This is a genomic window from Shinella sp. GW821-FHT10F02 (assembly GCF_058809275.1).
Genome location: NZ_JBXASL010000001.1, coordinates 1013904 through 1027216 on the forward strand (window position 1 = coordinate 1013904; position 13313 = coordinate 1027216).

At 64.4% G+C, this 13313-nt stretch carries 14 protein-coding genes; 10 read left to right on the plus strand and 4 right to left on the minus strand.

Features of this window, described 5'->3' with window-relative positions; genetic code table 11:
- Positions 1–750 (minus strand): SDR family oxidoreductase, encoded by a 750-nt coding sequence (locus AC1RWL_RS04690; RefSeq protein ID WP_493093024.1) that lies wholly within the window; start codon positions 748–750, stop codon positions 1–3.
- A 111-nt stretch (positions 751–861) separates the two neighbouring features.
- On the opposite strand from AC1RWL_RS04690, the gene AC1RWL_RS04695 reads away from it, so the two are divergent.
- From AC1RWL_RS04695 to AC1RWL_RS04710, 4 genes are all read left to right on the plus strand, one after another.
- Positions 862–1767, plus strand: coding sequence for a LysR family transcriptional regulator (locus tag AC1RWL_RS04695; RefSeq protein WP_493093023.1), 906 nt, complete (start codon positions 862–864; stop codon positions 1765–1767).
- Positions 1768–1914: 147 nt separating this feature from the next.
- Positions 1915–2832, plus strand: coding sequence for an alpha/beta fold hydrolase (locus tag AC1RWL_RS04700; RefSeq protein ID WP_493093022.1), 918 nt, complete (start codon positions 1915–1917; stop codon positions 2830–2832).
- A 174-nt stretch (positions 2833–3006) separates the two neighbouring features.
- Positions 3007–3915 carry a polyphosphate kinase 2 gene (gene ppk2, locus AC1RWL_RS04705; protein ID WP_435264805.1) on the plus strand — a complete coding sequence of 303 codons (909 nt, stop codon included), beginning with the start codon at positions 3007–3009 and terminating at the stop codon, positions 3913–3915.
- Positions 3916–3966: 51 nt separating this feature from the next.
- Positions 3967–4956, plus strand: coding sequence for a CorA family divalent cation transporter (locus AC1RWL_RS04710; RefSeq protein ID WP_493158238.1), 990 nt, complete (start codon positions 3967–3969; stop codon positions 4954–4956).
- Between the two features lie 9 nt (positions 4957–4965).
- Here the strand turns inward: AC1RWL_RS04710 and AC1RWL_RS04715 are convergent, their stop codons facing one another.
- Positions 4966–5274 carry a ribbon-helix-helix domain-containing protein gene (locus AC1RWL_RS04715; protein WP_256114694.1) on the minus strand — a complete coding sequence of 103 codons (309 nt, stop codon included), beginning with the start codon at positions 5272–5274 and terminating at the stop codon, positions 4966–4968.
- Between the two features lie 213 nt (positions 5275–5487).
- Here AC1RWL_RS04715 and AC1RWL_RS04720 point away from each other — a divergent pair, with 213 nt between their 5' ends.
- The 4 genes from AC1RWL_RS04720 (at position 5488) to AC1RWL_RS04735 (ending at position 8626) form a co-directional block, all read left to right on the plus strand.
- Positions 5488–5883 carry a VOC family protein gene (locus AC1RWL_RS04720; protein WP_492647455.1) on the plus strand — a complete coding sequence of 132 codons (396 nt, stop codon included), beginning with the start codon at positions 5488–5490 and terminating at the stop codon, positions 5881–5883.
- Between the two features lie 57 nt (positions 5884–5940).
- Positions 5941–6471, plus strand: a complete 531-nt coding sequence (locus AC1RWL_RS04725; RefSeq protein ID WP_493093020.1) for a gluconate 2-dehydrogenase subunit 3 family protein — start codon at positions 5941–5943, stop codon at positions 6469–6471.
- A 77-nt stretch (positions 6472–6548) separates the two neighbouring features.
- On the plus strand, positions 6549–8120 hold the full coding sequence (locus AC1RWL_RS04730; RefSeq protein ID WP_493093019.1) for a GMC family oxidoreductase: 1572 nt from the start codon (positions 6549–6551) through the stop codon (positions 8118–8120).
- Positions 8121–8251: 131 nt separating this feature from the next.
- A complete protein-coding gene (locus AC1RWL_RS04735; protein WP_493093018.1) occupies positions 8252–8626 on the plus strand; it encodes a c-type cytochrome in 375 nt (124 codons plus the stop codon).
- Positions 8627–8676: 50 nt separating this feature from the next.
- Here AC1RWL_RS04735 and AC1RWL_RS04740 read toward each other — a convergent pair whose 3' ends face one another.
- On the minus strand, positions 8677–9057 hold the full coding sequence (locus AC1RWL_RS04740; protein ID WP_493093017.1) for a cupin domain-containing protein: 381 nt from the start codon (positions 9055–9057) through the stop codon (positions 8677–8679).
- Between the two features lie 11 nt (positions 9058–9068).
- Positions 9069–10133: an SDR family oxidoreductase gene (locus AC1RWL_RS04745; RefSeq protein ID WP_493093016.1), complete on the minus strand. Its 1065-nt coding sequence runs from the start codon at positions 10131–10133 to the stop codon at positions 9069–9071.
- A gap of 301 nt (positions 10134–10434) precedes the next feature.
- Between AC1RWL_RS04745 and AC1RWL_RS04750 the strand changes: the two genes are divergently transcribed.
- Positions 10435–12339 (plus strand): sigma-54-dependent Fis family transcriptional regulator, encoded by a 1905-nt coding sequence (locus AC1RWL_RS04750; RefSeq protein WP_493093015.1) that lies wholly within the window; start codon positions 10435–10437, stop codon positions 12337–12339.
- Positions 12340–12511: 172 nt separating this feature from the next.
- Positions 12512–13291 carry an SDR family NAD(P)-dependent oxidoreductase gene (locus tag AC1RWL_RS04755; RefSeq protein ID WP_493093014.1) on the plus strand — a complete coding sequence of 260 codons (780 nt, stop codon included), beginning with the start codon at positions 12512–12514 and terminating at the stop codon, positions 13289–13291.
- Positions 13292–13313: the final 22 nt, after the last annotated feature.

Here is a 13313-nt window from a genome sequence, read left to right on the forward strand (position 1 = left end):
TCACAGCGTTCCCATGCCGCCGTCGATCATGATCTCGCTGCCAATGGTGTAAGCGGCTTCATCAGAGGCGAGGAAGACCACGGCCTTGGCGATCTCCGAGGGCGTGCCGAAGCGGCCGGCCGGGACCAGGCCCTTGATGCTCTCGGCGACATTCTTGAGGTCGGCCTCGTTGAAGCCGAGCTTGCCGTAGAGCGGCGTCGAGATGGGGCCGGGGCTGACGGCGTTGACGCGGATGCCGCGGCCGATCAACTCGCCGGACAGCGTGCGGATCAGTGATTGCAGCGCAGCCTTCGAGGCGGCGTAGACGCTGGAATTCGGCATGCCGATATGGGCGTTGACCGAGGTGTTGAGCACGATCGAAGCCGGATTGGCGAGGATCGGCAGCAGCGCCTGCACCAGGAAATACGGGCCTTTGACATTGATGTCGAAGACGCGGTCGAAAGCGGCCTCGTCCCAGGCGCCGACGGGCTTCAGCAGCGCGACGCCGGCATTGACGAAGAGGATGTCGAGGCCGCCGAAGGCCTCCTTGATGGTTGCCGCAACCTGCTTCTGGCCGTCGACATCGGCGGCGTCCGCCCGGATCACCAGAGCGCCGTCGCCGAGTTCCTTGCGTGCGGCCTCCAGCGTTTCCGGATTGGTGCCGGTGACGGCGACGCGCGCGCCTTCCGCCAGGAATTGACGTGCCGTTTCCAGCCCGATGCCGCTGGTGCCGCCGGTGATGAGAGCGCGTTTGCCGTTGAGCCTGTCCATGATCGTTGTTCCTTCGAGGAATGTTGCTGTTTGCTGAAGGCGAATATGGCGCAGGCCGCGCGTTCGCACTACAATGCCGAAGGCAGATCTATTTTCCGGAAAAACCGAACGATGAAGCTCGACGGCATAACAAGTTTCGTGGCGGTCGCCGAAGCGGGCTCGATCAGCGAGGCGGCGCGCACGCTGCGGCTTTCCAAATCGGTGGTCAGCGAAAGGCTGGCGGAGCTGGAGCGCAGCCTTGGCGCAACGCTGCTCCACCGCACCACGCGGCGGATGTCGGTCACTGAGGATGGCGCCGCCTTCCTCGAACGCGCCACGCGCATCCTCAGGGAAGTGTCGGAAGCGGCGACCGATCTTGCCGAACGTCGCGGCACGCTTGCCGGTCCGATGCGCATTTCGGCGCCCGTCACCTTCGGCCGGCTGCATCTCGGGCCGGCGCTCTTTCCGTTCCTGGCGGCCAATCCGAAAATCGAAATGTCGCTCGACCTCGACGACCGCCGCGTCGACATCGCTTCGGGTGCCTATGACGGCGTGCTGCGCCACGGGACGATCGACGATTCCCGCCTGATGGTGTGGCGGCTGGCGCCAAGTCGCCGCGTGCTGGTCGCTTCCGGCGATTATCTCGCCAGCAATGGCATACCGGCGACGACGGCCGAACTGGACGGGCACAAGGGCGTCTTCTACACGAACCGCGGCGTGGCGGACTGGCGCTTCGCGACGGCTGACGGCATCGAGATCGTCCGGGCACGGGTGGGCTTGCGGGTCAACAATGGCGACATGCTGCGTGACGCGGCGGTTGCCGGCCTCGGCATTGCGCTGCTGCCGCTGTTCATTGCCGGGCCGGATATTCGCGCCGGCAACCTGAAGCTCATCGATGTCGGCGTGCGGCCGAGCCCGGAATTCATCTATCTCGCGCATCCCGAAGGACGCCGCTCGTCGGTCAAGCTTCGCGCGCTGGCGGATCATCTCAAGGCGGCCTTCGGCGACCCGCCCTATTGGGAGGAGGGGGCCGGCTGACACGCTATCCGATTGTTCGGCAAACCCGGAAGCGAGATCCGCCGTTGGTTGGCTAATGCGAACGACGGTTCGGTGATAGTCATGCTTCACCAACGGGCTGAAAGCGGCGGTCGATCGGATCGCCTTCCCGCTAGGTGGGAGACCAAAATGTTGAAAACCATCCTTGCCTTGGGACTGCTCGCCTTCGCCGCACCTGCCGGCGCCGAGGTCCCCGCCTTTCCGGCGTCCTTCAAGACGCAGGAGATCACCACCAACGGCGCAACCATCCATGTCCGCGTCGGCGGCGCGGGGCCGGCCGTCGTCCTGCTGCATGGTTACGGCGAGACCGGCGACATGTGGGCGCCGATGGCGGCCGATCTTGCCCGCGACCACACGGTCATCGTGCCGGACCTGCGCGGTCTCGGCCTTTCCTCCAAGCCTGACGGCGGCTTCGACAAGAAGACCCAGGCCGGCGACGTCGCCGGCGTGCTCGATGCGCTGAAGGTCGAAGAGATCGACCTGGTGACGCACGATATCGGCAACATGGTGGGCTTCGCCTTCGCCGCCGCGCATCCCGAGCGGACGAAAAGCTTCGTGCTGATCGATGCGCCGGTGCCCGGTGTTGGCCCGTGGGAAGAGATCCTGAAAAACCCGCTGCTCTGGCATTTCCGTTTCGGCGGGCCGGACATGGAGCGCCTCGTCGCCGGCCGTGAACGCATCTATCTCGATCGCTTCTGGAACGAGTTCTCGGCGACGCCCGCCCGCTTTACCGAAACGTCGCGCGAGCACTATGCCAAGCTGTATGCCCTGCCGGGCGCCATGCATTCGGGCTTCGCGCAGTTCGCGGCCTTCGACCAGGACGCGATCGACAACCGGGCCTTCCTGGCCGCCGGCGGCAAACTGACGATGCCGGTGCTGGCGATCGGCGGCGAGAAGTCGTTCGGCCCCATGATGGCGACCGTGATGCGGGCCGCCGCCAGCGACGTGACCGAAGGGGTGGTGCCCGATTCTGGCCACTGGATCATGGAGGAAAATCCCGAAGCCACGACGACAATGGTCCGGGCATTTCTCGACAAGGCAAACTGATCCTGGCCGGAAAGTGACCCGTCCTTCGACCTCCGCCCGGCCGGGCAGGGGTTTTGCGGCGCACTGTCACAAAAACATCATGCGGGCTTCCTAATAAGTTCTGGTGGCGGGATAAGACCGGTCGATCGACTGGCTTGGTGACCTGCCGCGCGTCCGGGCAAATGGATTCCGATCATGTTCGAAAACGATCATCTGAGCCGCATCAAGGCCGAAATCGCCGACAGCTTCGACGAGGAGCTGGAAATGCAGATGGAAGAGGAGCAGCTGGACGCGCTCGTCTCCGAGGGCATGTCCGAACCCGCGCCGCAGACGATCGAGCGGCGCATCTATTTCCGCGAGCTGTTCCGTCTCCAGCACGAGCTGGTCAAGCTGCAGGACTGGGTGCAGCACAACAAGCTGAAGGTCGTGGTGCTGTTCGAGGGCCGCGACTCCGCCGGCAAGGGCGGCGCCATCAAGCGCGTGACCCAACGCCTCAACCCGCGCGTCTGCCGCGTCGTGGCCCTGCCGGCGCCCACCGAGCGCGAGCGCAACCAGTGGTATTTCCAGCGTTATGCGGCCCATCTGCCGAGCGCCGGCGAAATGGTGCTGTTCGACCGCTCCTGGTACAACCGCGCCGGTGTCGAGCGCGTCATGGGCTTCTGCAACGCCGAAGAGCTTGAAGAGTTCTTCCGCTCGGTGCCGGAATTCGAGCGCATGCTGGTGCGCTCCGGCATCATCCTCATCAAATACTGGTTCTCGATCACCGACGACGAGCAGGAATTCCGCTTCCGCATGCGCATCCACGATCCGCTGAAGCAGTGGAAGCTCTCGCCGATGGACCTGGAAAGCCGTGTCCACTGGGAAGATTACACCAAGGCCAAGGAAGAGATGCTGGAGCGCACCCACATCCCCGAGGCGCCCTGGTGGATCGTCGAGGCGGTGGACAAGAAGAAGGCGCGGCTGAACTGCATCGCCCATCTCCTGACGCAGGTTCCCTATCAAGATGTGCCGAAGGCTCCGATCGAGCTGCCGGAACGCGTGCGGAATGACAATTACATCCGCCATTCCCCGCCGGACGACATGTATGTGCCGGAGGTCTACTGACATACCGGCAAGGACACGGATGGAGCATTTTATTTGAATCTCCTCCCTGAGATGGACAAGGAACACCCGCCGGGCCTCATCGGGGCCTGGCGGGCGCGTCCCGGCGAACGCGTGGTGCCGCTTGCGCCCCAGGACATCGGTCCGGCGCTCGGCGCCGAAGACGGCTGGGTCTGGCTACATGTCGATCTCGTCGACCAGCGCATGCAGGGCTGGCTTGCCGGCCATTGCCCCTTGCCCGCTACCGCGCGCGCCATTCTCGACGGACATGACGAAAGTCTGGTGCTCGGCCAGGAGGCCGGCACGCTGCACGGCGTCGTCGCCGACATGCAGATGGATATGGACCGCATGTCGACCACGATCGGCCGCATGCATTTCGCGCTCACCGACCGGCTGCTCGTCACCGGACGGCGGCATCCGCTGGAGGCTGTGGACCGGGTGCGGCGATCCTTTGCCGAAGGTTTTTCACCCGCAACGGCCTGCGAGCTTTTCGAGGGCATCGTCGCTGCCTTCTGCAAGAACACCAATCTCAGGCTCAACGAGGCGACCCGCCTGCTCGACGCGGTGGAAGACCGCATCGTCACCGAGCGGTTGAGCGACGAGCGCCGCAGCCTCAAGGAAGTCCGCCGGCTGGCTGTGTCGCTGCATCGCCCGGTGGCGGGCATGGTGGCGCTGTTCGAGGAGGAGGACCGCGAGGACTGGGCGCTCTCCGAGGCGACCCATGCCGTGCTGCACCGGCTTTCGCTGCGGCTGGAGCGGCTCGACCGCGAAATCGTCATGGTCAACGACCGCGCCCGTCTGCTCCAGGAAGAAATGGCGGCGGAACTGGCCGACGAATCGAACCGTAGCCTGCGGGCGATGGCGGTGATGAGCGCGCTGCTGCTCCCCGGCACGCTGGTCGTCGGCGTGTTCGGCATGAACACGGCCGGATTGCCGTTCAGCGTGGGTGAATCCGGATTCGGCTGGGCGATGGCGCTCGGCGTCGGCGCCACCGCGCTGTTCTACTGGCTGCTGCGCCGTGCCGGCATCAGCCTGCGGTTCTGATCATTCCGTCTACTCGGCGGCGACGATGTGGAATTCCCGTGCGCCGTCGCATTTCTTCGCGCCACCCATGATGTAGATGAGACAGCTCGTGCGCAGCAGCGAGGCGAAATTCGACACCGAACCGTTGATTTCCAGAGCCTCGTCATAGAGCGTCGAGAGGAAGCGGGATGTCGACTGACCCTGGCCTATGGCCATCTCGTCGATCAGGTCCCAGAAGGCCGCTTCGATCTGGATGCTCGTCGAATGGCCGCCGATCCGCACCGAGCGGTTGACAGGCCGATAGCGTTGCGGGTCCTGGCCCGCAAAGACCTCACACATGGTTTATCCTCCAGTCTTGTTTTTATACAGGCGATTATGCGGCGGCCCTTGAATTTGGTCAAATCATCCTGTGTCGCCGTGAAACAAGAAAAATCCTTCGCTTAAAACTCCAGAAATGAAAAACGACGTGCGGTAATGGGCTGCTACCCACGGCCGTGATTCCGGGCGCAATCTTCCCTCCACAAGTCGAACTGCAAGCAGGGGAAGGGCAGCGTGGCAAAGTCCATTCATTCGATGATCCGTGTTCTGGATGAAGACCGGTCCGTGGATTTCTACAACAAGGCCTTCGGGCTCGCGGTCGCCGACAGGCTCGACTTCGAGACCTTCACGCTCGTCTACATGAGCAATGCCGAAAGCGAATTCGAACTCGAACTGACGATCAACAAGGGCCGCACCGAAGCCTACAATCTCGGCGACGGCTACGGCCATCTCGCCGTGTCGGTTTCCGACCTCGACGGCGAGCACGCCCGCATCTCCGGGCTCGGCTTCACCACCGGCAAGATCGTCGAGTTCAACCGCGACGGCGGCCTTCTTGCCCGCTTCTTCTTCGTGACGGACCCGGACGGCTACAGGATCGAAGTCCTGCAACGGCACGGCCGCTTCAAATGAACGGGCTGGCGGCCGGAGGAGGGCCGCCGGTCTCAAACGCAATGGGAGGAACCTGACATGACGACGATCTACGAGCAGCGCCCGGGACTTTCCCGCCGCGAGCTTTTGAAGCGCGGCACGATCGGCGCTGCACTCATCATCTCCGGCAGGGCGGTGATCAGCCCCGACAAGGCCTGGGGCATGGAGACGACGGCGCTGAAGCCGGAAACGATGGCGACGCTGATCAAGCTCGCCCGCGACATCTATCCGCACGACACGGTCGCCGACCGCTTCTACGCCATCGCGGTGAAGGGCCACGACACCAAGGCCGGCACGGATGCTGCGCACAAGGAGCTGATCGAGGCGGGCATCGCCGATCTCGACAAGCGGGCGGGTGAGGGCGGCTATCGCGGTCTCGGCTGGGAGGATGATCGCGTGAAAATCCTGCACGACATCGAGGGCACCCCCTTCTTCCAGGCGGTGCGCGGCGACCTCGTCGTCTCCTTCTATAACCAGAAGGAGCTCTGGCCGCATTTCGGCTACGAGGGCGAATCCTATTCCAAGGGCGGCTACATCGCCCGCGGCTTCGACGACATCGAATGGCTTTGACGGCGGTCTGACGGAACGCGCCGGAGGAGGCGCGACCGCGGCTTTGACGCCGACCGCACATGTTTCGGGAGGAAACCATGGCAGCTCCTTATGATCTCAACGACGACAGCGTGGTCGTCATCATCGGCTCGGGCGCCGGCGGCGGCACGCTGGGAAATGAACTGGCGCAGAAGGGCATCGACGTCGTCGTGCTCGAAGCCGGTGCGCGCATCGAACATGAAGACTTCATCAACGACGAGTGGGACAGCTTTTCCCAGCTCGCCTGGCTCGACCACCGCACGACCGGCGGCGGCTGGCGCGTCTCGAAGGATTTTCCCAACCTTCCGGCCTGGATCGTCAAGGCCGTCGGCGGCACCACGACGCACTGGGCCGGCGCATCGCTGCGCTTCCAGGAGCATGAGTTCAAGACACTCACCAACTACGGCAAGGTCGAGGGCGCGAACCTGCTCGACTGGCCGGTGACGCTCGCCGAGCTGGAGCCCTACTACGCCAAGGCCGAAGACAAGATGGGCGTGACCCGCACCAACGGCATCGAGGGCCTGCCCGGCAACAACAACTTCAAGATCCTGAAGGCCGGCGCCGACAAGCTCGGCTACAAGGAATGTCACACCGGCAACATGGCGATCAACTCGGCCGACCGCGACGACCGCATGAGCTGTCAGCAGACCGGCTTCTGCTTCCAGGGCTGCAAATGGGGCGCCAAATGGTCGACGCTCTACACGGAAATCCCGAAGGGCGAGGCGACCGGCCGGCTGGAAGTGCGGCCGAATTCCCATGTCGTCAAGATCGAGCATGACGATAGCGGCAAGGTGACGGCGGTTGTCTATGCCGACAAGGACGGCAAGCTTCAGAGCCAGAAGGCCCGCATCATCTGCGTCGCCGGCAACTCCATCGAAAGCCCCCGCCTGCTCCTCAATTCCGCATCGAGCAAATATCCGGACGGGCTTGCCAATTCGTCCGGCCAGGTCGGCAAGAACTACATGCGCCACACGACGGGCTCGGTCTATGCCGTGTTCGAAAAGCCGGTGCATTTCTACCGCGGCACCACCATGGCCGGCATCGTGCGCGACGAGGCGAAACACGATCCGTCGCGCGGCTTCGTCGGCGGCTACGAGCTGGAGACGCTGGCGCTCGGCGTACCCTTCATGGCGGCCTTCCTCGACCCCGGTGGTTGGGGCCGTCCCTTCGCCTCGGCGATGGACAGCTATGCCAACATGGCGGGCCTCTGGATCGTCGGCGAGGACATGCCGCAGGAACAGAATGTCGTGAAGCTGCATGGCGAGCTGAAGGACAAATACGGCATGCCGATCCCGGACGTCTGGTTCACCGACCATCCGAACGACGTCGCCATGCGCAACCACGCCTACAAGCAGGGCGAGGCGCTCTATGCGGCGGTCGGCGCGACGCGCAGCTTCCCGACGCCGCCCTATCCCTCGACGCACAATCTCGGCACCAACCGCATGAGCGAGAAGGCGCAGGACGGTGTCGTCAACAAATGGGGCCAGACGCACGACATCAAGAACCTGTTCGTGTCAGATGGCAGCCAGTTCACCACGGGGGCGGCGGAAAACCCGACGCTGACCATCGTCACGCTCGCCATCCGCCAGGCCGACTACATCGCCAAGGAGATGGGGGCCGGCTCGATCTGAGGTTTACCGCGATCCTCCCCGGTCGCCTCCGGGCGGCCGGTGATCGCGTGCGGCTCCATCGAGCCGTGCCACCTCTGGCCGGCTTCGGCCGGCCACCTTTTGCCGTTCTTCGACGCGGAGCCTATCGCTGCATGAGAATAATCGCCGTCCTCGCGGGCCTCGCCTTGCCCTTCGCCGCCCATGCCGCGGAAGGATCCGCGGAAGCGGGCGCCCTGGTCTTCAAGAAATGCACCGCCTGCCATAGCGCCGACAAGCCGATGAACAAGGTCGGCCCGCATCTCGTCGGCATCGTCGACCGCCCCGCCGCCTCGCTTGCCGACTACGGCAAATATTCCGACGCGATGAAGGAAGCGGCGGCAGGAGGCCTGAAATGGGACGAGGCAACGCTCGCCACCTATCTCGCCGGCCCCAGGAAGATGATCCCCAAAACACGCATGGCCTTCACCGGCCTGAAAGCCGGTGACGCGGCTGACGTCATCGCCTATCTCAAATCCCTTGATCCGTAGTCGCCGGCAGCGGCGCAGGCATCGCGAAAACGATCAGCCTTCTTGCGGCCTCACAAGGGCAGGGGCTGGTTTGCGCTCTGCTTGAACTCGACCGTGACGAAGACGAGCGGCTCGGTGCCGATGTTCTCCAGGTCGTGGATCATCGATTGGCCGGCGTCGAAGGTGAAGTGTTTCGTCTCGCCGGCGTTATAGGTGGCCTCGGCGATGCGGCCGTCGCCGTAGTGACTGCGCGCCCGGCCGGGCACCAGCGCCGTCCAGAAATAGTTCAGCACATGGCGGTGGAACCCGAGGCGTTCGCCCGGGGGGATATGGAGATGCCAGATGCGCAGCGTCTCGGTCTCCGAAACCAGTTTTCCGCCGACACGGCCGTTTTGCTGGTTGGCGGCGAATTCTTCGGTCAGGGCCTTCGGCCAGGTCTCGAATGCGTCCATCGTGTGTTCCTCTAGTTCTGGAGCGGCGGGATGAGCCGCTTGGCCTGGAGCTGGCCGATCTTCTCGATCAACGTCGCCTCGGTCGACCGGATTTCATGGCAGCCGTGGATGCGCAACTTGGTGAGATCGGAAACGACATCGAAGCCCGTGTGGAAGACCCAGTCGCCAAAGCCCCAGGGGATGGCGTCTTCGTAGCGTGCGGGGGTGAGGGAATAGTGCTCCGTCATCGCCGACCACAAGGGGCCTTTGTCGCGCATGTGGTCGACGAGGCGGATCGACAGGGGCGGGCCGATTTCCAGCCCGTAGTGATCGGCGAGCGCTGTCCAGAGCTGGTCCCAGCGGAAGAGATCGCCGTTCGTGACGTTGTAGGCCTGGCCCGCGGCAATCGGCGCCGTCGCCGCCCAGATGCTGACGCGGGCGAGCAGGTCGGCATCGGTCGCCTGCATCAGCACGCCGTAGCCGGCGGCGGACCCCGGAAAGCGGAACGGCACGGCGAGCTCCCGGCAGATTGCCGCATAGGCACCGATGACCATGGCGAGGTTCAGCGACTTGCCGCCGATGGCGCCAAGAACGACGTCCGGGCGCAGCAGCGAATAGGTCCAGCCATGCCGCGCGCAATATCCCGCCAGCGTGTCTTCGAGATCGTAATAGAAATTCGGCGGCATGTGGCGCGGATCGTCTTCGCGCATCGGCGTCTTCACCGGCCCGAGATGCAGGCCATAGACCTTGCCGCCCTGGAACAGCACCACCCGCTCGATCGGCGCCCTGGCACCGGCGAGCCCATCCAGCAGGTTCGCCAGCACCGCCGCGTTGTGGCGGGCCTCCTGTGCGAGGTCGCGGTCCGGCACGTAGGCCGCGTAGAAGACATGCGTCACATCGGAGAGGGCCTCACGATGGGATGCAAGCGATGCCGGGTCGGCAAGGTCGGCCGCGATCCACGGAACGCCGGACATGAAGGCCGGGGCCTCGTTGCGCGCGGTTCCCATCACGCTCCAATCGGAACAGGTTTCGAGATAGCGGACGACGGCGTGACCGATCACACCGCTTGCACCGACGACGAGCGCCTTCTTCGACATGGTTTCCTCCGGACGATTGTGCTTCGCCAAAAGCACAGCAGTTTCCGTGCCAACTGGGCGTGCACCGGAAAACGGGGCCTTGCGAACCATGGCACTGTCGCAGTGCGACACGGCTGCGACAGCCTGGTGTTGCAGGCGCGGGCGGGCTCTATGAGCATTGCGCGAAATGACAGAAGCGGCGGCTTCGTGCTATCGGTTTCACAAGGATGTGCTGTTGACGTCACGGGCGGGACGGCGACAATTCGCGCGTAAGGAACCACGCCGAACATTATCCGGTTGAGGGCGTCGGGAGGACGTAACCATGACTGCCACGACAAACCATTCGCACACGGTCATCTCCGCGCTCGGCCAGTCGGCGCGGTTGCAGGGCGCCAACCAGCCGCATCTGTCGCGCGTCGTCGCCTCTTGGGAGCGCTGCGTCGAACAGTACGGACTCGACCCGTACAAGGTGGCCTTCCCGACCGTCGTCACGCAGACGGAGCTGAAAAGCTACCAGGAGCGGGTGGAGGACCTCATCGCGGTCGCGATGCCGGAAGTGGAGCGCCTGTTCACCCGTTTCGTCGCGCATGACTACATCGTCTCGCTGACGGATGGTCGCGGCGTCACTGTGCTGTTCCGCTCGCAAAACCCGTCCGCCGGCAAATGCGCCGATTCCGGCCTGATCCTCGGTGCGGTCTGGTCGGAGGAGTTGCAGGGCACCAACGGAATCGGCACCTGTCTTGCCGAGGCCAAGCCCGTCTCCATCGTCATGGACAACCATTTCGACGAGCGCCTCGTCGATTTTAGCTGCACCGTCGCGCCGATCTTCGGCGGTGGCGGCAAGGTCGCGGCAGCGCTTAACGTCAGCACTGCGCGGCCGAGCGACCATTCCGTGCAATCGATCGTCAGCGAGGTCGTGCGCCGTGCCGCGCGCCGCATCGAGAACCGCTTCTTCTCGCGCTGCCACTCGGGCCGCGACCTGCTGCGCGTCTCGCAATACGAGGATTTTTCCGATGTGGGCGTCGAGATGCGCATGGCGCTCGATTCCTCCGGTCGCATTGTCGATGCGACGCCGGACGTGCTGCGCTTCCTGTCGCGCAAAAACACGTCCCTGATCGGCCAGTCGCTGTTCGACGTCACCGGTGCCGGCCGCAACGTCTTTTCAAGTGCGGAATCGGCGGAGATCGAGGTCAACGGCAACCGGTTCTTCATCCGCCTTGCCGAATCCGACAAGCGGCCGGCGCTGGCCGCAACGGCGTCGCGCGTGCTGCCCAAGGCGGCGGTGCAGGCGCCGGACATGAAGCTTCTCGTCGGCGACGATCCGGCGATGGCGCTCCAGATCGGGCGCATGCAGAAGCTCGTCGATCGCCGCCTGCCCGTGCTGCTGCAAGGCGAGACCGGCTCCGGCAAGACGGCGCTCGCCAAGGCGCTGCACCAGGCGAGCGCCTGGTCGAAGGGGCCGTTCGTTTCCATCAACTGCGCGGCCATTCCCCCGGAACTCATCGAAAGCGAGCTGTTCGGCTACCGGCCCGGCGCCTTCACCGGCGCCTCCAAGCAGGGCTCGAAAGGGCGGATCGCCGAAGCCGATGGCGGCACGCTGTTTCTCGACGAGATCGGTGACATGCCGCTGGCGCTCCAGACGCGGCTTTTGCAGGTGCTGTCGGACGGGGAGTTCGTCGCGCTCGGTGCGACCGAGCACACGAAGGTGCAGTTCTCGCTGATCTCGGCTAGCCTGCACGACATTCCGAAGCTCGTCGAGGAAGGGCGCTTCCGGCAGGACCTGTTCTATCGGCTCAGTGGCGCGACCTTGAGCGTACCGCCGCTGCGGGCGCGGTCCGACCGGCACCTCGTCATCGAGCGTTTTCTCCTGCGTGAGGCCGCCGAGGCCGGCATTCCCGATGCCCGCATCGATCCGGCTGTGCTGAAAATCCTGCTCGCCTACCAGTGGCCCGGCAACATCCGGGAGCTGAAACATGTGGCCCGCTTCGCGGCGACGCTGGCCGAAACGGCGACGATCTCGCTTCGCGATCTCCCGCCGCCCTTCAAGGCGGACGGCGCCGGCGGCCCGGCCGATGTGACCGGCAATGAACGCCAGATCATCGAGCTGGCGTTGCAGCAGAGCGGCTGGAACGTCAAGCTTGCCGCCCAGCGGCTCGGCATCTCGCGCGCGACGTTGCATCGCCGGATTTCCGCGCTCGGCCTGATCCGCATGGCGTCCGCGCCGTGAGGCGCAGGGCGTGTCGCAGATGTGACACGCCCCTGTCGCTGTGTCCAAGGCTTGCGACACGGTTACTTTCAGTAAGTAATTGAAATAGAACGATTTTAAGAGTTGGCACGCTTCCTGCTCCTTCTTTTGCGAGGCTGGCGATCATCGTCAGGAAAGCAAGGAGGAGCATCCGATGTCGAACAAGGGTCAAACCGCATCTCAGGGCCGCGTCGAGGGCAAGGTGGCGATCGTAACGGGCGGCGCGCTCGGCATGGGGCGGGCCTTCTCGCTCCGGCTCGCGGCCGAAGGCGCGACGGTTATTGTCACCGACATCAACCGGGAAGACGGTGAAAAGGTCGTCGCGGACATCGAAGCGGCCGGCGGCACGGCTGAGTTCCACGTCCTCGACGTCGCCTCCGAGGAAGACTGGGCGAAGCTCCAGAAATCCGTCGGGGAAAAATTCGGCAAGGCCGACATCCTGATCAACAATGCCGGCATCTACCTTTCCGGCACGACGGAAAACACCGACAGCGCCGCCTGGGACAGGACCTTCTCGATCAACGCCAAGGGCGTGTTCCTCGGGTCGCGCGCCGCAATCCCGCTGATGCGCAAGGCAGGCGGCGGCTCGATCGTCAATATCAGCTCGAACTGGGGTATCGTCGGTTTCCCGGACGCGGTTGCCTATGTCGCCTCCAAGGGCGCCGTGCGCCTGCTGACCAAGGCGACGGCGACGGAAGTGGCCAAGGACGGTATCCGGGTCAATTCGGTGCATCCGAGCCTGACGATCACCCATCTGTCGAAGGACATCGTCAACGACCCGGTCGCCACCAAAGCGCTGCTCGGGCCGTCCCTGCTTGGTCGTCCGGCGAAAGCCGAAGAGATCGCCAACGGCGTGCTTTTCCTCGCCTCCGACGAGTCCTCCTACATGACCGGCAGCGAGCTGGTCATCGACGGCGGTTATCTTGCGAGCTGATCCTCTCTGGACGAGCGGAGGC

Bases quoted from the DNA above. Each gene is read 5' to 3' on its own strand.
- AC1RWL_RS04690 (WP_493093024.1), bottom strand. From the start codon at position 750: ATGGACAGGCTCAACGGCAAACGCGCTCTCATCACCGGCGGCACCAGC.
- AC1RWL_RS04695 (WP_493093023.1), top strand. From the start codon at position 862: ATGAAGCTCGACGGCATAACAAGTTTCGTGGCGGTCGCCGAAGCGGGC.
- AC1RWL_RS04700 (WP_493093022.1), top strand. From the start codon at position 1,915: ATGTTGAAAACCATCCTTGCCTTGGGACTGCTCGCCTTCGCCGCACCT.
- ppk2 (WP_435264805.1), top strand. From the start codon at position 3,007: ATGTTCGAAAACGATCATCTGAGCCGCATCAAGGCCGAAATCGCCGAC.
- AC1RWL_RS04710 (WP_493158238.1), top strand. From the start codon at position 3,967: ATGGACAAGGAACACCCGCCGGGCCTCATCGGGGCCTGGCGGGCGCGT.
- AC1RWL_RS04715 (WP_256114694.1), bottom strand. From the start codon at position 5,274: ATGTGTGAGGTCTTTGCGGGCCAGGACCCGCAACGCTATCGGCCTGTC.
- AC1RWL_RS04725 (WP_493093020.1), top strand. From the start codon at position 5,941: ATGACGACGATCTACGAGCAGCGCCCGGGACTTTCCCGCCGCGAGCTT.
- AC1RWL_RS04730 (WP_493093019.1), top strand. From the start codon at position 6,549: ATGGCAGCTCCTTATGATCTCAACGACGACAGCGTGGTCGTCATCATC.
- AC1RWL_RS04735 (WP_493093018.1), top strand. From the start codon at position 8,252: ATGAGAATAATCGCCGTCCTCGCGGGCCTCGCCTTGCCCTTCGCCGCC.
- AC1RWL_RS04740 (WP_493093017.1), bottom strand. From the start codon at position 9,057: ATGGACGCATTCGAGACCTGGCCGAAGGCCCTGACCGAAGAATTCGCC.
- AC1RWL_RS04745 (WP_493093016.1), bottom strand. From the start codon at position 10,133: ATGTCGAAGAAGGCGCTCGTCGTCGGTGCAAGCGGTGTGATCGGTCAC.
- AC1RWL_RS04750 (WP_493093015.1), top strand. From the start codon at position 10,435: ATGACTGCCACGACAAACCATTCGCACACGGTCATCTCCGCGCTCGGC.
- AC1RWL_RS04755 (WP_493093014.1), top strand. From the start codon at position 12,512: ATGTCGAACAAGGGTCAAACCGCATCTCAGGGCCGCGTCGAGGGCAAG.